Annotated in this window: 23 protein-coding genes and 1 riboswitch; of the genes, 11 read left to right on the top strand and 12 right to left on the bottom strand. The window is 40.8% G+C overall.

Annotated elements, in window-relative coordinates:
* Positions 1–305: 305 nt before the first annotated feature.
* The 3 genes from pstC to pstB all read left to right on the top strand — a co-directional run bounded on the left by pstC (position 306) and on the right by pstB (position 3,226).
* A complete protein-coding gene (gene pstC / locus G3T18_RS02000; protein WP_224408846.1) occupies positions 306–1,256 on the top strand; it encodes a phosphate ABC transporter permease subunit PstC in 951 nt (316 codons plus the stop codon).
* A gap of 27 nt (positions 1,257–1,283) precedes the next feature.
* Complete coding sequence (pstA, locus tag G3T18_RS01995; protein WP_224408845.1) at positions 1,284–2,168, top strand: phosphate ABC transporter permease PstA; 885 nt, start codon at positions 1,284–1,286, stop codon at positions 2,166–2,168.
* Between the two features lie 167 nt (positions 2,169–2,335).
* Positions 2,336–3,226, top strand: coding sequence for a phosphate ABC transporter ATP-binding protein PstB (pstB, locus tag G3T18_RS01990; RefSeq protein ID WP_397333903.1), 891 nt, complete (start codon positions 2,336–2,338; stop codon positions 3,224–3,226).
* 143 nt (positions 3,227–3,369) lie between these two features.
* On the opposite strand, the gene G3T18_RS01985 is transcribed toward pstB, so the two are convergent.
* From G3T18_RS01985 to G3T18_RS01945, 10 genes are all read right to left on the bottom strand, one after another.
* A complete protein-coding gene (locus G3T18_RS01985) occupies positions 3,370–3,612 on the bottom strand; it encodes a hypothetical protein (protein ID WP_224408843.1) in 243 nt (80 codons plus the stop codon).
* 115 nt (positions 3,613–3,727) lie between these two features.
* Positions 3,728–3,862 (bottom strand): hypothetical protein, encoded by a 135-nt coding sequence (locus tag G3T18_RS25410; protein ID WP_263480240.1) that lies wholly within the window; start codon positions 3,860–3,862, stop codon positions 3,728–3,730.
* A 30-nt stretch (positions 3,863–3,892) separates the two neighbouring features.
* The gene (locus tag G3T18_RS01980; RefSeq protein WP_224408842.1) at positions 3,893–4,177 is read right to left on the bottom strand and encodes a hypothetical protein; all 285 of its coding nucleotides are present in this window, start codon (positions 4,175–4,177) and stop codon (positions 3,893–3,895) included.
* Positions 4,178–4,210: 33 nt separating this feature from the next.
* Positions 4,211–4,279: riboswitch (Glutamine riboswitch) on the bottom strand.
* Between the two features lie 67 nt (positions 4,280–4,346).
* The gene (locus tag G3T18_RS01975; RefSeq protein WP_224408841.1) at positions 4,347–5,714 is read right to left on the bottom strand and encodes an 8-oxoguanine deaminase; all 1,368 of its coding nucleotides are present in this window, start codon (positions 5,712–5,714) and stop codon (positions 4,347–4,349) included.
* A gap of 371 nt (positions 5,715–6,085) precedes the next feature.
* Complete coding sequence (uraD, locus tag G3T18_RS01970) at positions 6,086–6,589, bottom strand: 2-oxo-4-hydroxy-4-carboxy-5-ureidoimidazoline decarboxylase (protein WP_224408840.1); 504 nt, start codon at positions 6,587–6,589, stop codon at positions 6,086–6,088.
* Entirely contained in the window at positions 6,586–7,605 is a 1,020-nt protein-coding gene (locus G3T18_RS01965; RefSeq protein WP_224408839.1) for an aromatic ring-hydroxylating dioxygenase subunit alpha, read from the bottom strand. The genes uraD and G3T18_RS01965 overlap by 4 nt, the downstream gene beginning before the upstream one ends.
* A 165-nt stretch (positions 7,606–7,770) precedes the next feature.
* Complete coding sequence (locus G3T18_RS01960) at positions 7,771–8,283, bottom strand: DUF1993 domain-containing protein (protein WP_224408838.1); 513 nt, start codon at positions 8,281–8,283, stop codon at positions 7,771–7,773.
* A 385-nt stretch (positions 8,284–8,668) separates the two neighbouring features.
* Entirely contained in the window at positions 8,669–9,031 is a 363-nt protein-coding gene (gene uraH / locus G3T18_RS01955) for a hydroxyisourate hydrolase (RefSeq protein WP_224408837.1), read from the bottom strand.
* Positions 9,032–10,195 (bottom strand): FAD-dependent urate hydroxylase HpxO, encoded by a 1,164-nt coding sequence (hpxO, locus tag G3T18_RS01950; protein ID WP_224408836.1) that lies wholly within the window; start codon positions 10,193–10,195, stop codon positions 9,032–9,034.
* 14 nt (positions 10,196–10,209) lie between these two features.
* Entirely contained in the window at positions 10,210–11,610 is a 1,401-nt protein-coding gene (locus G3T18_RS01945; protein WP_224408835.1) for a uracil-xanthine permease family protein, read from the bottom strand.
* Between the two features lie 263 nt (positions 11,611–11,873).
* Here G3T18_RS01945 and G3T18_RS01940 point away from each other — a divergent pair, with 263 nt between their 5' ends.
* Positions 11,874–13,715, top strand: a complete 1,842-nt coding sequence (locus G3T18_RS01940; RefSeq protein ID WP_224408834.1) for an iron uptake porin — start codon at positions 11,874–11,876, stop codon at positions 13,713–13,715.
* Between the two features lie 104 nt (positions 13,716–13,819).
* Here the strand turns inward: G3T18_RS01940 and ahcY are convergent, their stop codons facing one another.
* On the bottom strand, positions 13,820–15,100 hold the full coding sequence (gene ahcY, locus G3T18_RS01935) for an adenosylhomocysteinase (protein WP_224408833.1): 1,281 nt from the start codon (positions 15,098–15,100) through the stop codon (positions 13,820–13,822).
* A gap of 12 nt (positions 15,101–15,112) precedes the next feature.
* On the opposite strand from ahcY, the gene G3T18_RS01930 reads away from it, so the two are divergent.
* From G3T18_RS01930 to G3T18_RS01905, 6 genes are all read left to right on the top strand, one after another.
* A complete protein-coding gene (locus G3T18_RS01930; RefSeq protein ID WP_224408832.1) occupies positions 15,113–15,298 on the top strand; it encodes a hypothetical protein in 186 nt (61 codons plus the stop codon).
* A gap of 108 nt (positions 15,299–15,406) precedes the next feature.
* Positions 15,407–17,086: a mechanosensitive ion channel family protein gene (locus G3T18_RS01925; protein WP_224408831.1), complete on the top strand. Its 1,680-nt coding sequence runs from the start codon at positions 15,407–15,409 to the stop codon at positions 17,084–17,086.
* 30 nt (positions 17,087–17,116) lie between these two features.
* The gene (locus G3T18_RS01920) at positions 17,117–17,398 is read left to right on the top strand and encodes a hypothetical protein (RefSeq protein ID WP_224408830.1); all 282 of its coding nucleotides are present in this window, start codon (positions 17,117–17,119) and stop codon (positions 17,396–17,398) included.
* 258 nt (positions 17,399–17,656) lie between these two features.
* Positions 17,657–18,469, top strand: coding sequence for a molybdate ABC transporter substrate-binding protein (gene modA, locus G3T18_RS01915; RefSeq protein WP_224408829.1), 813 nt, complete (start codon positions 17,657–17,659; stop codon positions 18,467–18,469).
* Between the two features lie 235 nt (positions 18,470–18,704).
* A complete protein-coding gene (gene modB, locus G3T18_RS01910; RefSeq protein ID WP_224408828.1) occupies positions 18,705–20,576 on the top strand; it encodes a molybdate ABC transporter permease subunit in 1,872 nt (623 codons plus the stop codon).
* A 39-nt stretch (positions 20,577–20,615) separates the two neighbouring features.
* Positions 20,616–21,749 carry a substrate-binding domain-containing protein gene (locus G3T18_RS01905; RefSeq protein WP_224408827.1) on the top strand — a complete coding sequence of 378 codons (1,134 nt, stop codon included), beginning with the start codon at positions 20,616–20,618 and terminating at the stop codon, positions 21,747–21,749.
* 132 nt (positions 21,750–21,881) lie between these two features.
* Here G3T18_RS01905 and G3T18_RS01900 read toward each other — a convergent pair whose 3' ends face one another.
* Complete coding sequence (locus tag G3T18_RS01900) at positions 21,882–23,171, bottom strand: aspartate aminotransferase family protein (RefSeq protein ID WP_397333902.1); 1,290 nt, start codon at positions 23,169–23,171, stop codon at positions 21,882–21,884.
* 243 nt (positions 23,172–23,414) lie between these two features.
* Between G3T18_RS01900 and G3T18_RS01895 the strand changes: the two genes are divergently transcribed.
* The coding region (locus G3T18_RS01895; RefSeq protein WP_224408826.1) for a hypothetical protein at positions 23,415–24,674 on the top strand (1,260 nt) is incomplete at its 3' end.

Genomic DNA, 24,674 nt, shown 5'->3' with positions numbered 1-24,674 from the left:
GATTTTAGGTTAATTAAAATTAAACAAAAAATTAAGTTTAGTTTAAGTAAATAAATATCGTTCTTAAGTAAGAGAAAAAAATCAAAAAAATTCGCAGAAATACTTCTTAAGAGATAAACAGTAGTTGGCAAACAGATTTAAATTTTTGGAGAGAGCTTGTGGCAACGACCAAAATTAACAAAAAGCTAGATGTTAGTTAAGAAGTTGAAAATAGCTATTGTTACCAGTTGATTGCTAACATATCCGGAAATCTATCTAATTTTATGATAATTGCGAATCGGAAACAATTAAATAATTAAACTACCATGACGACAGCAACCAATAACACCCAAACCGAAAACAAACATCGTTCGGGATCGGAAAAATCCATTGACAAAGGCTTTTTTTGGCTAACACTCATTTTTGCCTTTGCGATCGCCGCTATTTTACTTTGGATCGCTGTAGAAGTAGGAATTCAGGCATTTCCCGCCATCCGCGAGTTTGGTTGGTCATTTTTGTCTACCAGCGCTTGGAATCCCGTAGAAGACAACTACGGAGTGCTACCGACGATCTACGGAACCATTGTCAGTTCGTTAATTGCACTTTTAATCGCCTTTCCGATTGGTTTAGCGATCGCGATCGTCCTCAGCGAGAATTTTTTACCTAAATCGATTCGTACCGTATTTGTCTTTATGGTCGAATTATTAGCCGCAATTCCTAGTGTTGTTTACGGTTTATGGGGCATTTACGTTTTAATTCCCTTTCTCAAACCAATTGGCTCATTTCTTCATAATAATTTCGCTTGGATACCTTTATTTTCTACACCCTACAGAGGTCCGGGAATGCTACCCGCCGGAGTGATTTTGTCAATTATGATTTTGCCAATTTTTACTACTATTTCTCGCGACTCTTTAGCTTCCTTACCAGGAGACTTGCGTTCGGGTTCTTATGCAGTTGGTTCGAGTCGTTGGCAAACAATTTTTAGCGTCCTAATTCCCGCCGCTTTTTCAGGAATTATCGGCGGTTTAATGTTAGCACTAGGTCGCGCTTTAGGAGAAACAATGGCCGTCACTCTAGTAATTGGGAATAGCAACGATTTAGACTTTTCCCTACTTGCACCAGCCAACACCATTGCTTCCCTAATGGCAAATCAATTTCCCGAATCAAGCGGTTTACAAAAAGACGCTTTAATGTATGCCGGACTGATTTTATTTGCCATCACTTTGCTAGTCAACATTCTTGCTGAATCGATAATTCGTAAAGTCAAAAAATACTAATTAATTATTGTCATTTTAGCCGAAATTATGACCGATCGAAATCAAGAACATAACTTCAAAAATCATAGCATGGAGTATAATAATTCACGTCCCCGAACGTGGATAGGAAAGTTACTTACCGCCATCGCTTTTACCCTTTTAGGTATTGCCTTACTGCCCCTAGGATTAGTCATTACCTACGTAATTTATAAAGGAGCTAGTCGCTTTAATCTCGCCTTATTTACTGAATTACCACCAGCAGCTTTACAAGAAGGAGGAGGGATTGCTAATGCGATCGTCGGGACGCTAGTTTTAGTCGGAATTGCTGCTTTAATTGCGATTCCTATTGGCGTTCTCGCAGGCATTTATTTGTCTGAATTTAGCTCGCGCAAAGTCTATGGCTTTATTAGCTTTATGAACAATGTTTTAAGCGGCGTTCCCTCAATTATTATGGGCGTATTTGCTTATGGGGTAATTGTCTTAACAACTAATACTTATTCAGCTTATGCAGGGGGTTTTGCCTTAGCAATTTTGATGTTACCAATTGTGGTAAGAACTACTTACGAAGCGTTACAAATTGTACCGCAAGAAGTACGTTGGGCATCAGCAGGAGTAGGTGCTTCTAACTTTCATACTGTTTTGAAAATTGTTTTACCTGCTGCTTTACCAGCAATTCTCACTGGAACAACTTTAGCAGTTGCCCGCGCTGCTGGAGAGACTGCACCTTTACTTTTTACAGTATTATTTACGCAGTTTTGGCCCCAAGATTTAATTGGACCTTATCCATCTTTATCGGTTTTAATTTATCGCTATGCCACTGTTCCTTATCAAGCTCAAAATGAACTTGCTTGGGCAGCTTCTTTGATTTTGGTGTTACTAATTCTACTTACTAGCATCATTTCTCGTTGGGCAACCCGGAAGAGTATTTATTAATTTGACGGAATCAAGCAAAAAAAATAGTCAATTTACTGTTAATTAATCAAGGAGTAATTATGTCAGCTAGAGATAAAAATTTAAATTACAATCTTCCCCAAGAAATCGATCGCGAAAAGCTCCCCAATAATTCTGACACAAATTTGAGACAAGAGCGATCGCGAAAAATGATGTCTGACGAGAATGAGGAAACTCGATCTCACAATTCACTAAGTTCCCAGCGAGATCGAAATGAGAATCATCAACCTAAAAATCGCCAACCCACTAACCAACAGAAGAACACCGAAACCATTTTGCACACCGAAAAATTAAAAGTCTACTACGGCGATTTTATGGCGCTGCGAGATGTTTATATGGATATTCCCCAACATCAAGTTACCGCTTTTGTCGGTCCTTCTGGTTGCGGGAAAAGTACCTTATTACGCTGTTTTAATCGTCTCAACGATTTGATCGATAGTTGTCGAGTTGAAGGAAAAGTAATCTACGATGATAAAGACCTTTACTCGAAAAAAATTGACCCGGTTGAAGTGCGCCGACGCATTGGAATGGTCTTTCAAAAACCCAATCCTTTTCCTAAATCTATTTATGAAAATATCGCCTACGGAGCGAGAATTAATGGCTACAAAGGCGATATGGACGAGTTAGTTGAAACCTCGCTCAAACAAGCAGCATTGTGGAATGAAGTTAAAGATAAACTAAAAGAAAATGGTTTATCTCTCTCTGGCGGACAACAACAACGTTTGTGTATTGCACGTGCAGTTGCACTTAAACCAGATGTTGTTTTAATGGATGAACCTTGTTCTTCTCTCGATCCGGTTTCTACGAACAAAGTAGAAGATTTAATTCACGAACTCAAGCAAAATTATACAATTGTCATTGTTACTCACAATATGCAACAAGCACAACGAGTAGCTGATTTGACTGCTTTTTTCAACGCTGAAGAAGCCGAAAGTGGCAACCGTTTCGGTTACTTAGTTGAATACGATCGCACGGAGAAAGTCTTTCAAAATCCCCAAGAAAAAGCGACACAAGAATACGTTAGCGGTCGTTTTGGATAAATAGTTATCGGGACTGGGGATTTGGGATTGGGTTTTTGAGTTATCAGTGAACAGTGAGTAGTTAATGGGAGAGATTCAAAAAGGTAGAATTAGAATAACTGAGGATTATTGGGTAAACTGCTAACTGTTTACTGCTAACTGTCTTAAGCCCAATAATCCATTTCTAACTCACCAGAATCAATTTTATCTAAGATTAACTTTCTGTATAATTTCAGTTCGGCAAGAGAAATATTTTTATGAGCCCACATAGCAATGCGAATATATTCCAACTCATCTTTAGAAATTTTGCCATTAGCAGTAGCATTTTTCATTAAAATTTTGAGCTTTTCAAGTTGTACTTTTTCTTCTGGTGAAAGATCTTTTTGATTAAATCTTTCAATTTTCACTGCGATCTCCTGTTGACAACTAATGTACCCGGTAAGTTACGCAAGTGTTTCGGTAAATGATAGCGATCGCCTAACACTTCTAGGAAAGAACTGCGAACGTCAAACTTGACAATACTCAGGTGAAGCAACCAAAGCGGTAAGGCGATCGCGCCCTAAGCCAATTTCTAACAAATTGCATCAAATAAGGAGCATCGTCGCCTGATGAGAAACTACGAGGATATTTTTCCTCAATTTCTGCCATAACAAGCATAGCGAATCTCTTTTAAGCTGTTTGAGTAAGTTACTTGATCAGCGTCCACAGTTTTTGCAGTGTCTGAGAATTAGTTGAGTTATTTTCCTCGAAATCAAACGCCCAACACCGCTCTAAATATTCTACTTGTTGGTCTTGGTAAATCAGTTCTTTAGTTAAGGCGATGATTAACAGCCGCCAGACTAAATCTAGTCCCAAGGCAAATTTGGCTGTTTTGGCTTGAGGATTCTCCACTGAATTAGGAAGTAATTCTAATTGCTGATAAGTTTGCCATTGCAATTGGTTGGCGACGTTGTGAATTAACGATTTCTTCATGGGTGACTTACCTCTATTTGTGTAGTGGTTTGAGGTGCGTTCCTTGGGACTATTTTCCTACTTCCGTCTCTTTTTCTAGGGGTCGAAAAAGAGATGAACGATTAAACTTGTGTCTGTATTCAATTATACTCTTTTTTACTAATTCGAGTGTAAATCACCGGAAATCGAGTCACATACGAGATCCACTCCTCATTTTCTGAGACATTTGGTTAGTTTTCTCCACCAATTGACCTAAGTCAACTGTAGTTAATTGACCGCGATCGACTACTTTTTTACCATTAATAAAGCTATAATCGACTCGCTCGGCTTGACAAAAGACTAAAGCTGCGATCCGATCTTGAGCTCCGGCAAATTGGGGGCGATCGCTATTAATTGCTATAAAATCTGCTGACATTCCCGGTGCGAGATAGCCAATATCGTCTCTTCCGAGAACTTTTGCACCCCCTAGGGTTGCCAATTCTAAAACGTCGCGGGCTGTCATCGCACTAGCTTCGCAGCTACCGACACGAGCTAAAAGCATTGCCATTTTGGCTTCATAAAGCAAATTTGTGCCATCGTTAGAAGCAGCACCATCGACTCCTAAACCCACTGGTACATTACGATCGAGCATTTTGCGAATCGGGGCGATCCCGCTAGCTAGACGCATATTGCTACAGGGACAATGAGCAACTCCTGTACCAGTTTTGCCAAATTTGGCGATCGCGCGATCGCTCAATTTTACACAATGAGCGTGCCAAACATCCTCTCCCAACCAACCTACAGATTCCGCATAATCGCCGGGAATTAAACCAAATTTTTCTAAACTATACTTGACATCTGTCTCATTTTCTGCTAAATGAGTATGTAACCTCACTCCCGGATAATTACGAGCCATTGCTGCTGATTCTCGCATCAAATCTTGGGAAACCGAAAATGGGGAGCAAGGAGCTAAAGTAATGCGTAACATTGAATGACGAGAATTATCGTGATATTGCTCGATAATTCGCTGCGAATCTTGCAAAATTGCCGTTTCTTTTTCTACTATAGAATCAGGAGGTAGCCCACCTAAACTTTCACCCACACTCATGCTTCCTCGACTAGCATGAAACCTAATTCCTATTTCTTGAGCGGCACGAATTTCATCATCCAGGGTACAATTATTCGGGTAAAGGTAGAGATGATCGCTAGCAGTTGTACAGCCAGAAAGAATTAACTCTGCCACTGCCATTTTCGTGCTAATATACACTCCTTCAGGAGTAAGATTTGCCCAAATTGGATATAAATTTTTTAGCCAGTGAAACAAATCGCAATTTTGTGCAGCCGGAACTGTCCGTGTTAATGTTTGAAAGAAGTGATGATGAGTATTAACAAATCCGGGAAGTACGACATATTTTCCTTCCAAGTCTAACATTTCCTCGGCTGTTTGAGGAAGTTCCGAAGTTGTTCCCACTTGTTCGATTACATTATCGCGAATGAATAAAGCACCGTCACGAATTTCTCGTCGCGCTGCATCCATTGTTACTAAAGTGTGAATGTTTTTTACTAGCAGAGTTGTCATCTTAGTTATCAGTTACCAGTTATTATTTGTCGAATTAGCTTTCTTGATTTATATTTCTTGTTTTTTTCGTTTGTTTATTTACTTTCAAAGATAGTTAGCTTACCTTGGTAGTGCGAGCGTCTCGCTAATCATCCTCCCTTATTTATTCGTGCACTTGCTGGTGTTTTCCTCAATTTGTAAAGACGTTGTCTGCAACGTTTCTAGAAAATATCTGTAGCATTTTTTATTTTATATTAGATTAAATTACCTTTGTCAACCCTAATTCAGAATAATAACCCTAATTTAGAAGCATAGGGAGCTACCAGAGCAAGCTTGCACTAATTCCCCAAAATTAAAACGCTTTTTCATAAACAAAGTATTCCAATAATATTTTATTCTCTAATCATTGCTTTCAAGCGAAACCAAGCGATCGTAAATATTTCCTTTAGTGCTTGCTGTTTTTCGGCTAATAAACTGTTTCCTAAACGACGCTCGAACTCTTCTAGAATACTATCCTTGTCGCGATCTTTTACCGCAAGAATAAAAGGAAAACCAAACTTATTTTTATAAGCTTGATTGAGTAACTGAAAGCGATCGTATTCAGCCAAATCCAATCGATCTAAACCGACTCCAGCTTGCTCATTTACCGAAGCAGGAGCCATTTTAGCTTTACTACCAAGATCCGGATGCGCTCGAATTAATTTTAGCTGTCGATCTGGGCTAAAATTTTCAACTATGTTTACCATTTTTTGATGCAATTGGCTAAGATCGGTAAACGGTTTTTGCTCCCAAACTTTCTGCGCGATCGCGGGAGTATCTTCAAATACTTCACCCAACGCATCCACAAATTCTTCTCGATTCATTTGATTAAGTTCAGTCAAAGAATATTTACTCATAAAAATCTTATTCTAGTTTGTTCAACCTCACCATATTTTTTCAAAAGCGCTGCTATTTTCCGTCGGATAATAATTCCTGGTTTATCAGTAATCATGTGTTGTTCTTGACTAACATCGAGGGGTACATCATAATCAGTTGATTCTAAAATACGCTTATCCTCCAAAGTCACCGCGCGATCGAAAGCAATAACTTCACTACTTTTTACTTCAGCTTCTGTATCATTACGCAAGCAAAATTGTACCATTTGCGAAGCCGAATCATTAATCGGTGTCATCGTATTAACGATGATATGTACTTTACCATTTGGGTAAGCTATGCGTAGTTTAACAGTAAACGGCACAAACCAAGTTCCGTCAATAGTACGCAGTGTTTTCGTTTCTTCAAGGTTTAAGTTTTGCTGTTGTTGTTGAGGATTTTCGACACCGAGAACGCTATGATAATATAATTCCCATTCGGTTTCTTGGAACTCCATAACATCGGGAATCGGATGCTCTTCACTACCAAAAGTTGTAGTATGAACAAATGTAGGATGAGCCATATCTAATTCATTTTCCATCACTCGCAAACCCGCACAATTCCAGCGTTCGTAAAATTCAGGAATTAAGCGATATTCAGAATCTTCAGCTTCAGGAATGTCAGGAATATTTATCAATGGTTCGTCTAAACATACCCAAACATAGCCATATTTTTCGACACAACGATAAGCTGGGACTTTATAACTAGGAGAAATTGAATTATGCTTGTTTTGAGGAACGCAAACGCAAATTCCTGACGAATTGAATGTCCAACCGTGATAAGGACAACAAATATTACCCTCAACAACTTTCCCTAAAGAAAGTTTTGCACTACGATGACAGCAGCGATCGCGTACAGCCGCAGGTTTACCTTCTCTATCTAACCAAAGTACCAAAGGTTCACCTAACAACTCAAAAGCTTGCGGTTGTTCGGATAATTCACTTAGAGGAATAACTGGATACCAGAATTTACGGAAAAGAGGTTGTTTTGTAACTAACATAATTGGTGATTAGGGATTGGTGATTAGGAATTGGGGGTTAGGAGAATAAACTGGATTTTTCAACTTTTGTTATGTACTTAGTCTCGAAACTTTCAAAGGATGATGAAGAAGGAGTTTGCTCGAAAAGAACTCAACAACTACTGTGAATTAATTAAAAATATATCTTCATTTTTTTCTGACTAAAGGCATCAAGTGTATCATATAATCTTTTTTGCCAATTGGTACACCAGCCATACGCAGAATATCGTAAGCAGTGATAAGATGAAAGTAGAAGTTGGGAATTAAAAATTCGTTGACATAGACGCTACCCGTCAACTCCATATAAAGTCCCTCTCCCAATTCAAGACGGATTTCCTCAGTTAGCTTTTCATCTTCAACTTTAATGTTTGAAAGAAGCTTTTTTGTGTTTGCTATGTGTTCGTATCCCTGCGCGAGAGAGACAACTTCTGGGTTTAGGTTATGCAAAGGTTTTCCCTCGCACCACAGAGAAAAGTTGTATGGTTGATTGCAGGTGAAAGCAATCTGAGTACCAAAGGGAAACATATCAGGTGCAATACGCTTTTGCAGCAAAGATTCATCATCAGAGAAATAAGTCTGTCCTGTCTTGAAAAGATGCTCAAGAGTTTCTAAGCGGCTTTGGAATAAGGTTTGAATTGAATCTATCTTTTGCCTTGACATTCGATCTTTCCTTAAGAGTTAACTTCTCTAGTGAAAGTTATATCAAATCCGAATAATCGACCATTGTTTATTAGTTTAGGGAGCGAGACGCTCCCACTCCGAGCGTAAAAATTGCTTCGTAGTACGTTCGCGAAGCGTAGGCGAATGCCTAAACATCTTGCTCGTTGTCTGATTAATCAAACGGATTTGATATTATTTAGAGATTTGTTAGAGTTTTCCGTTTAACTTGATTATTTTACGAAAACTTCAATTTGTCTATTTTATTTCAACTCATGCCATAGCTTCAATTTTTTGACATTTTGTTCTTAGATTTCCAGCAAAAGAACGGATTTTGTCTTGTACTTAGTAAACTGGTAACTGATAACTGTTTACTGTTTACTGATAATTAGCTACCTCGATAGGTACTGTAAGACCAAGGTGAAACCAACAAGGGAACGTGATAGTGAACGGTGGGATCGGCAATTCCAAATTGAATCGGAACGCGGTCTAAAAAGGGCAGCGCTGCCTCAGTTTCCGCAAATTGACCAAAATACTCTCCCACGGCAAAAACTAACTCGTATACGCCCTTCTTGAATTGCTCATCGGCTAACAAAGGGACATCAGTGCGTCCGTCATAATTAGTTTTGGTCGTTTTCAGTAAATTTCTTTCTTGTGAGTCAGCCGCAACAACCCAGAGTTCAATTTCGATTCCTGCGGCTGGACAACCGTGGGCTGTATCTAAAACATGAGTAGTCAACTTACCTATCATTTAGCGTAACGGACCTCCCAAAATAATTTTGGCGATCGCGTCGGTTACGTCTTTTTCTTCTTCTGCTTTCAGTTGTTCGTACCATTCCTGGGTAATTTCAGCATTTTTGCCATAAATTGTATCTGTGCGTTTGCGTGCTTTCAAGACCAAATTTGCAGTTCGTTCTTTGCGTTCCCCTTGATAACGTAGTAAAGCATCTGCCACACTCAGATTAGTTGTCACCAAAAAGCGAGACAAAACTTCCGCATCTTCCATCGCTTGACAGCCTCCTTGTCCTAAAGTTGGCGTAGTTGCATGAGCGGAATCTCCCAATAAAGCAATTCTACCTTTAACCAAATTCGGTAGCGGATCGAGGTCACAAATCTCTAAACGATTAAGTTGGTAAGGATCGAGTTTCTCAATTAAATTTTGTACGGGTTGCGCCCAACCTGCAAAGATTTCCTTTAATTCTGCCCGCCGATTTTCTGGCTCAACACTCGTCCCTTCAGACATCGGACAACCAAAGAAAAAGTAAAAACGGTTTCCCCCCACAGGCATCATTGAAGCACGTTTACCTTCTCCAACATAGATAACCCAAACATCATTATCTGCCAAATCTGGGCTAGCTGGGACTAAACCGTTCCAATTCACGTAACCTGCATAACGAGGCTGAGTTTCTTTCCCGGTGACATAACTTCGCACCACCGAATGAATCCCATCTGCACCGATAATGATATCTCCTGTGGCGGTACTACCATCTTCAAAAATAGCTGTAGCACTATCTTCGTCTTCTTTAACGCTAACGCAGCGCATCCCCAGACGCACATCTGACTCGCCAAATGCAGTTAACATCATTTGTTGTAAGTCAGTACGCGCTACGGGATAAGGTTTTTCACCGACTTTTGCGACTAAGGCTGCTAAATCAACGTGATTGAGAAGTTCGTCGGTATGGCTGCGATATTCCATCCGATTCATTTGTCCGCCAATTGCGGCAATTTCCTTTCCCAGTCCGAGTTTATTTAATATTTTAATGCCATTCGACCACAGAGAAATACCAGCCCCTGCCGGACGTAGTTTGCTCGTTTTTTCATAGATTTCTACCTGATATCCAGCTTGACGCAGGGCAATACCTGCGGTCAAGCCGCCCATTCCGGCACCAATAACGATCGCTTTTAGTCCGTACATGATGATTATTCTCCCTACTCTTTCCCTGGCAAAATGAGGTTTAAAACTAAAGCTGTCAGCCCTCCTGTGGAAATTCCGGAGGAGAAGATACTTTTGATTAGATTTGGTAAACTATCGAGAATTGTTGGTTCAAACGTGACACCCAAACCTAATCCTAACGCGATCGCCAAAATAATCGAATTCCGTTTGCTTAAGTCAACGCAGGAAATAATTTTAATTCCCGCAACGGCAACTGTGGCAAACATTACTAATGTTGCACCACCTAACACTGGTTGAGGTAACGCCTGAAAAACACCTGCAACAATCGGAAACAAGCCCAGAATTACAAAAATTACCGAAATAAAGTAGCCCACATAACGACTACCAACTCCTGTTAGTTGAATCACTCCATTATTTTGACTAAAAGTAGTATTCGGAAAGGTATTAAAACAAGCTGCGATAATCGAGTTTATCCCATCACCTAAAACTCCTCCTTTTAGTCGCCGAAAATATTTTGCTCCTTCAATGGGTTCGCCAGAAATAGCTGAAGTTGCAGTCAAATCGCCAATCGATTCAATCGCAGTAATCATATATAAAAAAGCGAAGGGAATAAAAGCACCAAAATCAAACCCCAAACCATAACGAAATGGTATCGGAATCGTAATTAAGGGTAAGCCACTCAAATTACTAAAACTCACCAATCCTAGAGGAATTGAAACCAAATATCCCACTGCTAAACCAATCACCACAGATGACATTCGCAAATAGTTATTATTCAAGCTATTAAGCGCTACAATCACAATCAAAACTAAAGCCGCAATACCTAAATAAACCGGACTCCCAAAAGTTTCATTTCTTTGAGCAACCACACCGCCACCAATGCTAGTAATTCCTACTTTAATTAAAGTTAAACCAATTAAAGTTACGACAACTCCTGTTACCAACGGTGTAATAATTTTGTTAGCTAAATGCAGAAAGCGGCTAATTAAAATTTCGACGAAAGCACCAAATAAACATAAGCCGAAAATCAAACTTAATGCTTCAGTTGGGCTTCCTCCTGCTTCTTTTACGGCTAACCCGGCGGCAATAATTGGACCTAAAAAAGCAAAACTTGTTCCTTGAACGCTTAGCAATCCCGAACCTACTGGTCCAAATCTCTTCGCTTGAATAAAAGTAGCAATTCCCGAAACAAACAAAGACATACTGAGGATAAAAGTTGTGTCTGTTGGCTCTACTTCTAAAGCTCCACAAATAATTAAACCAGGTGTAATAATGCCGACAAAACAAGCAAAAACGTGCTGCAAAGCGACAAATACTGATTCTACAAATGGTGGACGAGCTTCTAAACCATAGATTAAATCCGATCTTATAGTTGATGTCTGGACGGTTTCTAAGGTTTCTGTTTCTTGAGTTATTGTTTGATTTTGTTGGATCATTTTCTGCTCTACTTTGCTTTAATTTAAAGGCTTATTTTTCTAGGAATTTTAAACTTTAATTTAGACAGATTAACTTCATTTTTACATCGGATTATTATCCAAAATCTGACCAGGATTAACTGATTTTATCTCTACTTCTGATTTGAGTTTGTATTAATGAATACAGAATACAGTATACAGAAAAGTTATTCTCAAGAGCGATCGCTATGTTCGGCGTGCAGCAAGCAGCTTTAGTTAGCTAGCAAGCAAAGGTGTGAGGATTGATGACTAGAAATATACTTGCAACAGTACCAGTATTTCTGGTAGCTATTTTACTTTTTCCCTTTCACGGAAGAGCTAGGGAAAATCAACCATTGGAAGAGTTACAAGCTGTTACAGCCAGGGAAGAGGAGACAGAATTAATTAGCAGCGAAAACTGGGAAAATTTCGACTCAAACCCTACTTTAGATTTCTCAGTTACAGAAATAGACACAAGCGAGCTTGTCGAGGAAAATCTAGCTAATGAGACAATGATGCAAGTTCCTTCAGTGATTCAACTTCGAGACGTTCGACCCACTGACTGGGCATTTCAAGCGCTACAAAATTTAGTTGAAGAGTATGCTTGTCTTGTGGGTTATCCTGATGGAACTTATCGAGGAAATCGAGCAATAACTCGCTATGAATTTGCGGCGGGTTTGAATGCTTGTCTGAATCAAATTGAGGTATTGCTAAGAGAAAATGTCACCAATGAAGGTAATCCCGGTATCCCAACCGAAGACTTAGAAATCTTGAGAAGGTTAACCCAAGAATTTGAAGCAGAATTAGCTACTTTAGGAACCAGAGTAGATAATCTCGAAACGCAGGTTGTTTTCCTGGAAGAAAATCAGTTTTCCACAACGACAAAATTGAGAGGTCAAGTATTTCTTAATTTAACTGGGGCATTTGCTAACGGCGATATCCGTGCCGAAGGATTAAATGCGTTTATCGCCCAACGGGATGTTACCGGAGAAAATGTAGAAAGAGTCATTACCGACGATCCAGAAATTACTCTTAGCGACTACATCTTTTTAACTTTGAATACCTCTTTTTCCGGCAGAGATAATTTAGTCGTGCAACTCGCTGCGGGGAATGGTAACTCTCCAGCAAATCAATTTGTTTCGGCGGGACTTTTTAATACTTTTGGAACTCCTTTTACCGACCAAAGAGGCGCTCCCGCCGTAAATAATGATATAATTTTGCGAGAAATATTTTATGATTTTCCGGTGGGCGATCGCTTACGGTTTGTAGTTGGAGCGCGAGTAAACTGGTATCGCTATTTTGATAATAATGCTTTTACGTTTTTTCTGACTGGTGCTAGTAGTTTCAACTCCAGTGGTAGCACTCAATTGAATTCTATTGACCGAGGTGCAGGTGCAGTAGCGATTTGGAATGTGACTGATAACTTGACGCTAAGAGTCGGTTATTTAGGTGAAAATACCGAATTTTTGCCTAGTCCTCCGTTTAACACTGCTAGCGATCCAACTCAAGGTTTGTTTGGCGGGACGAATACGACTACAGTTCAATTAGACTACGAACCGAGTGACAATGCTACTTTACGGTTTATCTACAATCGCTCGAATATTGAAGCAAGTAACGGTTTAATTGGAGGAGCGATCGCCGAACCAATTTATGGTTTTGCTGACGACAGTTTTGGCGGTCCGGTTGGAGATGCAACTGCCGACACTTTTGCTTTTAACTTCGACTGGCGCCTTACTAGGCGTTTCGGCATCTTTGGACGCTACAGTTACGGTAGTACGAATATTTTTCCGCTCACATCGGGACGAGATGACGGCGAAATTAATGCCCAATCATTTCAATTTGGGCTTGCTTTTCCCGATTTAGTCAAGGAAGGTGCGTTAGGAACTCTCTCGTTTGTCATTCCCTTCGATGTCGTTGACGGACGCAAGTTTCTGATTTCTGGTGGTGGTGATGGTGCTACTCAGTTTGAGGTGGAAGCAACTTACTTCTACCCAGTTACCAATAATCTCGCCCTAGTCCCCGCCTTCTACATTATTGGTAATCCTAACAACTTTGGCGATAACGGGACAATTTATGTCGGCAACCTTCGCGCCCAATTTAGCTTTTAACTTTAAAGATTGGGGATTGGTAATTGGGGGAAGAGGAGATTAACACCAACTACCTACTACCAACTACCCACTGATAACTGGTAATCCCCAATCCTCAATTGCCTTTACTCAGTACCCATTGTCCAAGAATTGATATATTTTTCTTGTTCGGCTGTTAAAGAATCGATTTTAATGCCCATTGCGTGTAACTTCAAGCGGGCAATTTCTTTGTCTACTTCTTCGGGAATAGAATGAATCCCAGGTTCGAGTTTGCCTTGGTTTTTAACTAAATATTCGCAAGCCATTGCTTGGTTAGCAAAACTCATGTCCATTACTGCGCTAGGATGTCCTTCCGCAGCCGCCAGATTTATTAAACGTCCTTCGCCTAAAACAATTACTGATTTGCCAGTTTCTAAACGGTATTGTTGAGTAAAGTTGCGTACTTGACGAACTTCTTTCGTTTTTGCTTTCAGTGCTTTGAGGTCAATTTCGATATCGAAGTGACCGGAGTTTGCTACCATTGCACCGTCTTTCATCACCGCAAAATGTTCCTCACGAATAACGTGCTTGTTACCAGTGACAGTGACAAATAAATCTCCTAAAGGTGCAGCTTCGCTCATGGGCATGACGCGGAAGCCGTCCATAACTGCTTCAATAGCTTTGGTGGGGTCAATTTCCGTGACAATTACGTTTGCACCTAAACCCCGCGCGCGCATAGCTACGCCTTTACCGCACCAACCGTAACCAGCAACGACAACATTTTTACCTGCTAAGAGGACGTTGGTAGCGCGAATAATGCCATCTAAGGTAGACTGACCTGTACCATAGCGATTATCGAAGAAGTGTTTCGTATCGGCATCGTTGACATTCATTGCGGGGAAGGTTAATACTCCGTCATTGAACATTGCGCGGAGACGAATAATCCCGGTGGTTGTTTCTTCGGTAGTACCGATAATGTCGCTAATTTGATTTTGGCGTTCTTTGATTAAGGTTGCAGTCACATCGCCACCATCGTCGATAATAATGTTGGGTTTGTGGTCGAGGGCGATTTGGACGTGACGGTGGTAAGTTGGGTTGTCTTCTCCCTTCCAAGCAAAGACAGGGATGCCGTAGTCAGCAACGAGACTTGCAGCAACGTCATCTTGAGTCGAAAGAGGGTTACTGGCGATTAATAAAGCATCAGCACCGCCATTTTTCAGCGCGATCGCTAAATGGGCTGTTTCTGTGGTAACGTGGCAGCAAGCAACTAAACGAATTCCGGCTAAAGGCTTTTCTTTGCTGAAGCGTTCCTGAATTAAGCGCAAAACGGGCATTTCTCGTCCAGCCCATTCAATTCGCTGTTTTCCTTGGCTAGCCAGGGAAATATCTTTTACTTCATGTTTAGGTGTTGTCGCAGTTGCAGTCATGTACTTTATCTGTTGAGTTATTTTTATGTCATCTTCCCTAGGGTAATCGATCTTTCTCTCCAGAGTCAGTATTTCGATCGCCCAGATTTTTCCCTGTTGTCGTTCAATTTCTTTACCATATATTTGAATATTTGGCAAGTCATGTCAACAATTATTGAGAAAATAGCGATCGCCAAACATGGCATTAATCTTAAGTAAGATATACTCTTGCTAGAAATCTCTTTCGAGCGCACGATTAATCAACGCTACATATTTTTGAGCATATATACTCAGTAAACGAGCAGTGAATCTCAAAGACAAAGCAATATGTTGAAATTTCGCGCCTTAGCTTTTGGTATCTTAACTAATTCGGTTTTCATAACTGGAGCAGTCATATCCCCCGTGAAAGCTCAGTTGCCGATTGTCCCCAACTTCAATCTACCTACTCCCGGCTTATCCTCCGAGTCCTCAACTCAGGAACTAGATGCCGAGTGTATTTGGCTTGACGGTCGCTGTTTGTTTAGAATTGCGACTCAGGAGTCAGATTTACCTGGACGAGTTGCGGATATTCAAGATCGTTTGGATGCGATTACTCGCAGTTATCTCAGAAATCAGGCTGAAGAGTTAGAAATTACGACTGAGCGAGAGTCAGATGAAGCGATCCCGGATATTTACGTGCAAGTTGGCGATCGCGAACCGATTCGTTTAATGAGCGTTACCGATCTCGATGCAAGGCTAACGGGAGTTAACGTTGACACCAGAGCAGATCAAATTACCGAAGAGTTAAGACAAGGGCTAATCCAAGCCAAGCAAGAGCGACAACCGAGATACTTGATGCGCCACGGCGCGATCGCTGCGGGGACTGGTGCCGCTATGCTCTTAGTTACTTTGGCGGTAACTCGTTGGGAAAGAAGATCGAAACAGTCAAAAGAGGAGATCGAATCTACAAATGCAGAAACGAACGAATCGATCTCCACTCAGCTAACTCTCAGACAGCAGTTTAACCTCAAAGAAGTTCAGCATCGCTTACTACAGTTAGGCGAAGGAAGTGTTTTAGCTGGCGGAAGTCTCTACATTTTGGGGCTATTTCCCTATACCAGGGTGGTACAAACTTTAGTCATCACCGCTTTGCAAGTTCCCATGCGTCTCGGCGTTATTGGATTAGGAACTTATGTCATCATTCGACTCAGTTTTGCTTTAATAGACAAGTTTACTTCTGCCCTCGCTGACAATCACTTGTTGACACCAGAAGCAGATCGGCGCGTGCAGTTGCGGGTATCGACAATTTCTGGCGTGGCTAAAAGTGTCGTCGCAATTAGCTGGGTAACGGTAGCATCTTTAGTTGCACTAGCAGCGATCGGAGTCGATATCGGTCCTTTGTTGGCTGGTGCGGGACTCGTTGGCGTCGCCGTGTCTTTTGCTTCGCAAAACTTGATTAAAGATGCACTCAACGGCTTTTTTATCATCCTCGAAGATCAGTATGCTGTTGGTGACGTGATTGGTGTAGGCGATTATGGTGGTTTGGTCGAAAATCTCAATCTTCGCATTACTCAGTTACGCGATGCAGAAGGCAGATTAATCACGATTCCCAATAGTGAAGTCAAAATTGTGGCTAATCTTTCTAATGGTTGGTCGCGAGCAGATTTGAATATTCCCGTTCCTTATCATGCTGATATCGATCGCTGTATTGCAATTGTTCGTTCCACTGCCGAAAAAATGGCTCAGGAAGAAGATTGGAAAAAGCAAATTTTAGATCCGCCACAAGTTTTGGGTGTGGATAATTTTTCCGATCGCGGCGCGATCGTTCGCGTTTGGATTATGACTGTACCTCTCAAACAGTGGGATGTGTCGCGTGAGTTCCGCCGTCGCATTAAGATTGCTTTTGATGAGGCTGGGATTCCTCTTTCTCTCCCTCAAACAGAAATTTGGTTTAACGATTCCTTAAGTAAACATTTGTCCCCAAATCAAGATAGTAATGGTAATAATAATACAATTGTACTAAAATAAAAGTCAGAATATCGATCGGCAAACTTACCCATGATTAAGCATTACGTCCTCAGTATTAATCCCCATGCCGAATATGAGTGGGATCGCCAGAGCTTGCGCGATCCCATCACCGGACAACGCCCAGATTTGGCGACTCTCATTGCTGATGAGGTAGACAAGATCCCCGGCTCTTATTTGGTATCGGTTAATCTCGAAGTCAAAGTTTTGGAACAAGCTCCAACTTCCCCCTCTCCAACCCTCAACCAGAATCTTACTTTACCCGCACAACCCTCTGAGCAGAAAGTTAAACAAGTCGAAAAAGTCGCAGTGTAATTTTTTCTCAGTTGCCAAAATGCTCCCCTTTTGGCAACTGAGAAGATTATATTAGTTAGGCGATCGCCGATAGGAAGCCTCATACCATAAGGGCTGAGTTAGTTCACTAATCTGACATCGAATTGGGCAAGTTTGCAGTCTAGCTATCCCAAACAGTATAGTTTGCTACTGTTTGCCATGATTTTTGCATTATGCTAGTATTCTGGCAAAAGCGTTTCAGCCTTCCTCGTAGATGTCGAACAGGAGCGAGAAAATTTCATGAACAGAAGAAGGGTACTTAGCTTGCTGACTTGTTTTATCCTGACCTTTTTAATCGCAGTCGGTTGTAACCAAATCAGCCCAGACGCTATCTCCGAGACTTCAAATGCACAATTAGAACCATCAGAACTGACAGTTTCAGCAGCAGCTAGTATGCAAGATGCCATGAAAGCAGTAGGAGAAATGTATCAACAGGAACATCCCAATACGATAATTAATTACAACTTTGGTAGTTCTGGTTCCTTACAACAACAAATCGAACAAGGAGCGCCTGTAGATGTCTTTATTTCGGCGGCAGAAAAGCAAATGAATGCTTTAGAAGCTAAAGGTTTATTACTAGAAGGAACTCGTCAAAATCTCCTCAAAAACGAAGTGGTTTTAATTGTTGCTCTTAACAATTCGCTAGATATTACTGATTTTCAAGATTTATCTAGTAGTAAAGTAGAGCGATTTTCTTTAGGAGAACCCGAAAGCGTCCCCGCCGGACAATATGGTAAAGAAGTTTTAACTTCGCTGAATATTTACGACGAAATTCAAAGCAAAACTGTGTTTGCTAAAGACGTGCGTCAAGTTCTTTCTTATGTCGAAACAGGTAACGTTGATGCGGGAATTGTTTATGGAACAGATGCGAAAGTTTCAGACAAAGTTAAGGTAATTGCTACTGCATCCGCAGATACTCACAAACCAATTATTTATCCAGTAGCGGTAATTAAAAATACTCAAAATACAGAAGCAGCTAAGGAATTTGTCGCCTTTCTTTTGAGCGAAAAAGCCCAAGCTAAATTTGAGGAGTACGGGTTTAAAAGGAATTAGTAATTTTGGTTTTTAGTTACCAGTTAATTATCAGTTACCAGTAGAGATTGGAGACAAGGAATACTTGGAAAAAGTGAGTAGTAAACTGATAACTGATAACTGATAACTGATAACTATTCCCTGATAACTGTTCCCTGATAACTGTTCCCTGATAACTGTTCCCTGATAACTGTTCCCTGATAACTGTTCCCTGATAACTGATAACTGTTCCCTGATAACTGATAACTGATAACTGATGACAGAAATAGATTTATCTCCTTTATGGATTTCCCTAAAAACTTCGTTAGTAGCGACAATTTTTGCCTTTTTTTTAGGGATTACTGCCGCAAGATGGATGGTAAACTATCAAGGAAAAGGAAAAGAAATTATTGATGGAATTTTCACCTTACCTTTAGTGTTGCCACCAACAGTAATAGGGTTTTTTCTGCTGTTATTATTAGGGAGAAATAGTCCGGTAGGAAAACTTTTGCAGCAACAAGGAATTAATATTATTTTTACTTGGTCAGCCGCAGTAATTGCGGCGACTGTAGTTGCTTTTCCTTTGATGTATAAAACGGTGCGAGGTGCTTTTGAACAAGTTGATGATGATTTAATTAATTGCGCTCGTACTTTGGGAGTTTCTGAATGGAAACTGTTTTGGTTAATTTTACTACCTTTAGCTGGGTCAGGAGTAGTTGCTGGGACTATTTTAGCCTTTGCGAGAGCATTAGGTGAATTTGGGGCAACCTTAATGGTAGCAGGTAGTATTCCTGGCAAAACTCAGACTATACCGATCGCTATTTTTTTTGCCGCAGAAGCAGGGAAAATGGGTCAAGCTTTCAATTGGGTACTAGTAATGGTAGCAATTTCCTTAAGTGCGATCGCGGCAATTAATTATTGGTCCGAGCGTCAAGATACTAAGCAGACTACTCAGCTTAAATCAAGTACCTTTAGCAAAAGTTTACTCAATTTGCTAATTTTCGGTCAGTTTCAAGATTTTCAGATATCGAACCAAAATCAGATTAGCAAATTCGCGCGATCGCCCCTTCCCCAAAAACCAGCAGAACTCTTAGTCAATCTCCAAAAAAACATACCTAACTTTCAACTCAATGTTAGCTTTACTAGCGCTCAAAAACCTTTAGGACTTTTAGGTGCATCCGGTTCTGGAAAAAGCATGACCTTACGTTGTTTAGCTGGTTTGGAAACTCCAAATCAAGGTCGAATTGTTTTAAATGGACGAATTTTATTTGATTCCCAACGAAAAATCAATCTTCCCAGTCGTAAGCGTAGAATTGGTTTTGTTTTCCAGAATTACGCCCTTTTTCCCCATCTTACTATCGCCCAAAATATCGCCTTCGGTTTACAAAATTTACCGCCACGAGAACGCAGCCAAAGAGTTAATAAATACCTGAAAATGATGCAATTACAGGGTTTAGAACAACGCTACCCACAGCAAATTTCAGGCGGACAACAACAGCGAGTAGCCTTAGCGAGGGCTTTAGCAATCGAACCAGAAGCATTACTTTTAGATGAACCTCTTTCCGCATTAGATACTTATCTTCGCAGTCAAATCGAACAACTACTAAATGAAACTCTGGCTAATTATCCAGGAGTCACCTTATTTATCACCCACAAACTCGAAGAAGCTTATCGTCTTTGCCATAACTTATTAATTCTTGACCAAGGAAAAGTAATTGCGACTGGATCGAAACAAGAAATCTTTGAACGACCGCCAACATTTAAAGTTGCCCAGGTGACAGAATGTAAAAACTTTTCCCACGCTCAAAAAATCGACTCTCAACGAATCAAAGCACTTGATTGGGGCTGTAACTTGCGCGTTGTCGAACCCATTCCCGAACAACTAAGTTGTGTAGGAATTCGCGCTCATCATTTGACTTTTAGTTTAGAATCAAGCCAAGAAAATGTTTTTCCTTGCTGGCTTGTTTTTACCAGCGAAACTCAGCACCGAGTTACTTTATTTCTGAAACTACATCAACCACCCTACGACTCTCAGGAATATCATCTGCAAGCCGAAGTATATAAAGAAAAATGGACGGAAATCAAAGCTCGACCTTTTCCTTGGTATATTCAATTAGAGCCACTGCGGTTAATTATGATGGAAAAGTAGATAATCCTTCTAGTTTGACGAAGAAAGCGCCAATTTTCCATGAAGAATGAGAGTGAATTACGCAATAATATCAAACAAATCCGCAGTCGCTTAGGCTTGAGTCAACAAGATTTAGCGCAAATTGCTGGCGTTTCTCGTCAAGCAATTAGCGGTGTGGAGTCGGGACAATATGCTCCCTCAGCTACAGTTGCTTTGCGTTTAGCGAAAGCATTAGGATGTCGAGTGGAAGATTTATTTTGGTTAGAAAATGAAAATCTTAGCTTGGAAGCGCTACCCAATCAAGCAGTTCCGGTTGCTTACCCTTTCCGACTTGCTTTAGTGGAAGTAGGGGGAAAACTGATTGCTCATCCACTTTTAGGAGAGGACGCATTTCGCACCGAGATGATTCCCGCCGATGGTGAAGGTTGGTGTGAAAGCGAAGATTCTCCAATTCAGGTTAAACTTTGGACAGCACCAGAAAACTTAAATCGGACAGTAGCGATCGCTGGTTGCACTCCAGTGCTTTCACTTTGGGCAAAAGTTGCCGAACATTGGTATCCTGACTTACGGGTGTATTGGAGTTTTGCTAACAGTATGGAAGCCTTACACCGTTTGCGTCGGGGAGAAGTACATATTGCCGGCGTGCATTTATACGATCCCGAAACTGATTCTTATAATACCAGTTTTGTCAAAGAAGTATTAGGCGATCGCCCTACAGTTCTGATTAATTTAGGTATTTGGGAGGAAGGTTTACTAGTTAAACCAGGAAATCCGCAAAATTTGACTACTATCGCTCAGTTATCTGACCCAGATATTACTATTGTTAATCGCGAAATTGGCTCTGGTAGTCGTCAACTTTTAGAATATTTATTGAATAAAGCAAAAATCCCCTTCGATGCTATACAAGGTTTCTCTCATATTGTTCGCAGTCATCGAGAAGTTGCTCATGCAGTAAAAAATGAAAATATTGATGCGGGAGTGAGTACCAAAGCTTTAGCCACAGCTTTTGGCTTAGATTTTGTTCCCTTAAAAAAGTCGCGATACGATTTAGCAATTTTGCAAGATTATTTGCCAGAAAAACCAGTCCAGCAGTTACTCAATATTTTAGGACACCGACGCTTACATTCTCAGTTAATTGCTCTCGGTGGTTATGATACCAGCGAAACTGGAGAAGTTGTCGCTAGTATTAATTAATCCGGGTAACAGTAGCTAAAAAGGCGATCGCTGCGAGTACAATTAGGACGATAATCTCTCCCAAAACTGTAAAAATAGCGAGCATTCTCCAACAAAAACTCAAAGAATGCTCGCCTTATTGAGTGCGTAAAGCTAAACTAGTGCTTGAATCACCTTGGACAAAGTTTCAGAAGCTTGTTCTACTTCGTCACTTGAGACAATTAAAGGTGGTACAAAGCGTAAGACTTTAGGTCCAGCAGGAGCGATTAACAAACCTTCTTCCATTGCGGCTTTAACAATATCGATCGAAGTAAGTTCGACATCACGATTAAGTTCCATACCATCGATTAAACCCCAACCGCGTACATCAACGAAAAGATCGGGATAGTTAAGAGCGATCGCGCGGAGATTTTTACGCAACTGTTCGCCTTTTTCGACGACATTATGCAGTAGATTCTCTTTTTCGAGAGTTTCAGCAACAGCGATCGCCGCAGCACAAGCGAAGGGATTACCGCCAAATGTGCTAGCATGGTTCCCAGGCTCGAAGACATCGCAGAATTTCTTACACATCATTGCGCCAATGGGAATTCCGCCGCCTAAACCTTTCGCAGAAGTAAAAATATCTGCTTCTACACCCAGGTTTTCGTGTCCCCAATACTTCCCAGTACGACCCATACCTGTTTGTACTTCGTCGAAAATCAGCAGAATACCCGTTTCATCGCAAACTTTCCGCAAACGCAGGAAATATTCTAAATCTCCAGGACGTACACCACCTTCACCTTGTAAAGGTTCGATTAAAATCGCCGCTACCCGACGATTACCTTCATCCAAATCCCCGATCGCGTCTTCTGCTGCGGTGATATCGTTATAAGGAATATACTCGAATCCGTCTACCAAAGGCTCAAAACCCTTTTGATATTTCGGCTGTCCGGTAGCAGTAATCGTCGCTAAAGTCCGTCCATGAAAGCTAGACTTAGCCGTTAAAATCACAGGTTCAGCAATATCTAACACCGTATGAGCGTACTTACGAGCTAATTTAATCGCCGCTTCATTCGCTTCCGCACCAGAATTGCAGAAAAACACGCGATCGCAACCAGAATGTTCTACCAACCATTTTGCCAGTTGACCTTGTTTGGGGATGTAATAAAGATTAGAAACGTGATGTACCTTCTTAATTTGCTCAGTCACCGCTTCAATTAAAGCAGGATGCGCGTGACCGAGAGTACAAGTAGCAATTCCCGCAACAAAATCAAGATACTCTTTTCCATCTGTATCCCAGACGCGACAACCTTCCCCTCGCGCGATCGCGATCGGAAAACGTCCGTAGGTGTGCATCACGTTAGCATCAAACTGTTCGCGATCGAAATCAGTTGTAGCTGCTTCGGTTTCTGTGTTAGAGATGTTTTCGGCAACGTTATCTTGAACCAGAGTTTCTGGACTCACTATTTTTCCAACTCCTAATTCTGCACTTATTTCTTTCAAATGTTAATCGCTATTGCCGAAAATTTCTGTTTTACTCAATGCAGCAGAGTGGTATCTACTGTGGCACTCTGGTAGAGGAGATACTGAAAAATGCGGGTAGGCGATCGCTGATAAGTTGTGTATCAAAGAAAGTTTTAAAGTTATTCGTGTTAAACTATTACTCATCAAAGTTACATAAAAAAGCACATAAAGGATGAGTGACAGATGAGTGATACAGTTAAGCCCTCAGAAGCCTGGAAAGACGGTAGTTACAACATTCCACACCTAGTGACCGAAGCTAACGAGCGCATTAAAAAAGCGGGTGAGTATGGTAGCACAGCCGCTATCTGCATCAAGAAAGGTAGCCTAGAGATTCAGTTTAGTCACCCTACCCTGCTAGGCAGTAACGGTAAAGCTAAACGCCAATCTGTCCGGAATAACTGGGGAGGTGCTAATACCCCAATCAACACGCGCCATCTGGTAGAAGCTGAGACAGTAGCAACTAAGATTACCCAAGCCTTAACCAGTGGCACATACACCGATGAATGGAAAGACGAGTTAATCGGACGTAAACCGAAGCAGCGTCAACAATCTCCAGCAGTACAGTCGGTAAAAGACAAAGTGACATTTCATGACGCCTGGGAAGTAATTAACAACGACTGGGAAGGACGTAAAAAGAAAAATAAAAATCCAGGTGCGGTTTATTACCAGAATTTTTCTCGCTTTGAAAGTTGGCAAAATAATGGCAATGAATTCACTCTTAAAGCCTTGTCTCAGTGGCTATCAGACAGCAAACTTCAGGGAGGGATAAAATTAAGACATCTGCTAGCAATAAAGCGAAATTCAGCTATCTTGGAACTACCAAATAAATACTTAGCGTGGATAGAAAAAGAGTCTGAAAGTATTGTTACTCAAAAACGCAATAGTTATCTGCCAGATGATAAAGAGATTGAGAATGTCTGGAAAGAAGCAAAGCAAAAATGTGTAATTGAAGCTTACAGGAAAATCAACGCAATACGAAACATGAAGTCGCTCCGTCTTTATGGAATACTCGCCATTTACGGATTAAGAGTACACGAGGCATTCTTTATCATGAATTGGGATAATCCAGTTGTTATCAAAAACGGTGAATTTATCGTGATAGATGATGACGGAGAAAATGACCCAAAAGAGGCTATTGAGTATCAAGGTAACGACAAAATCATTCCTGCTATTAACGACCCGAACAACACCGAGAAAATCCTAGTAATTGAGAAAGGTAAAACAGGTAAACGTTTAGCACTACCATTCATGCCTAAAGGTAAAAATTGGTTTGAGACTTTCGACTTAGTTAACCAACCGCTTACTGAGGTTTTACCAGACTACAAAAATCCACAAGAAAGAACTAGAGCAGGATACAGAACCGGAAATATGTACGCTGGGTGGATGAGAGAGAATATTAAACTTTTCACTGCTCACAAGCTACGTCATGCTTGTAATATCCGT

It is taken from the genome of Oscillatoria salina IIICB1 (genome assembly GCF_020144665.1).
In the GTDB taxonomy this organism is placed as follows: domain Bacteria; phylum Cyanobacteriota; class Cyanobacteriia; order Cyanobacteriales; family SIO1D9; genus IIICB1.
This window is presented reverse-complemented; position numbering and strand designations above follow the sequence as displayed.

Excerpts from the sequence above, each read along its gene's own strand:
- ahcY (WP_224408833.1), bottom strand. The coding sequence starts at position 15,100 with ATGACTGCAACTGCGACAACACCTAAACATGAAGTAAAAGATATTTCC.
- hpxO (WP_224408836.1), bottom strand. The coding sequence starts at position 10,195 with ATGTACGGACTAAAAGCGATCGTTATTGGTGCCGGAATGGGCGGCTTG.
- modB (WP_224408828.1), top strand. The coding sequence starts at position 18,705 with ATGACAGAAATAGATTTATCTCCTTTATGGATTTCCCTAAAAACTTCG.
- G3T18_RS01945 (WP_224408835.1), bottom strand. The coding sequence starts at position 11,610 with ATGATCCAACAAAATCAAACAATAACTCAAGAAACAGAAACCTTAGAA.
- G3T18_RS01905 (WP_224408827.1), top strand. The coding sequence starts at position 20,616 with ATGAAGAATGAGAGTGAATTACGCAATAATATCAAACAAATCCGCAGT.
- pstA (WP_224408845.1), top strand. The coding sequence starts at position 1,284 with ATGACCGATCGAAATCAAGAACATAACTTCAAAAATCATAGCATGGAG.
- uraD (WP_224408840.1), bottom strand. The coding sequence starts at position 6,589 with ATGAGTAAATATTCTTTGACTGAACTTAATCAAATGAATCGAGAAGAA.
- G3T18_RS01965 (WP_224408839.1), bottom strand. The coding sequence starts at position 7,605 with ATGTTAGTTACAAAACAACCTCTTTTCCGTAAATTCTGGTATCCAGTT.
- pstC (WP_224408846.1), top strand. The coding sequence starts at position 306 with ATGACGACAGCAACCAATAACACCCAAACCGAAAACAAACATCGTTCG.
- G3T18_RS01925 (WP_224408831.1), top strand. The coding sequence starts at position 15,407 with ATGTTGAAATTTCGCGCCTTAGCTTTTGGTATCTTAACTAATTCGGTT.
- modA (WP_224408829.1), top strand. The coding sequence starts at position 17,657 with ATGAACAGAAGAAGGGTACTTAGCTTGCTGACTTGTTTTATCCTGACC.
- G3T18_RS25410 (WP_263480240.1), bottom strand. The coding sequence starts at position 3,862 with ATGCTTGTTATGGCAGAAATTGAGGAAAAATATCCTCGTAGTTTCTCA.
- G3T18_RS01920 (WP_224408830.1), top strand. The coding sequence starts at position 17,117 with ATGATTAAGCATTACGTCCTCAGTATTAATCCCCATGCCGAATATGAG.
- G3T18_RS01975 (WP_224408841.1), bottom strand. The coding sequence starts at position 5,714 with ATGACAACTCTGCTAGTAAAAAACATTCACACTTTAGTAACAATGGAT.
- uraH (WP_224408837.1), bottom strand. The coding sequence starts at position 9,031 with ATGATAGGTAAGTTGACTACTCATGTTTTAGATACAGCCCACGGTTGT.
- pstB (WP_397333903.1), top strand. The coding sequence starts at position 2,336 with ATGATGTCTGACGAGAATGAGGAAACTCGATCTCACAATTCACTAAGT.
- G3T18_RS01960 (WP_224408838.1), bottom strand. The coding sequence starts at position 8,283 with ATGTCAAGGCAAAAGATAGATTCAATTCAAACCTTATTCCAAAGCCGC.
- G3T18_RS01980 (WP_224408842.1), bottom strand. The coding sequence starts at position 4,177 with ATGAAGAAATCGTTAATTCACAACGTCGCCAACCAATTGCAATGGCAA.
- G3T18_RS01940 (WP_224408834.1), top strand. The coding sequence starts at position 11,874 with ATGACTAGAAATATACTTGCAACAGTACCAGTATTTCTGGTAGCTATT.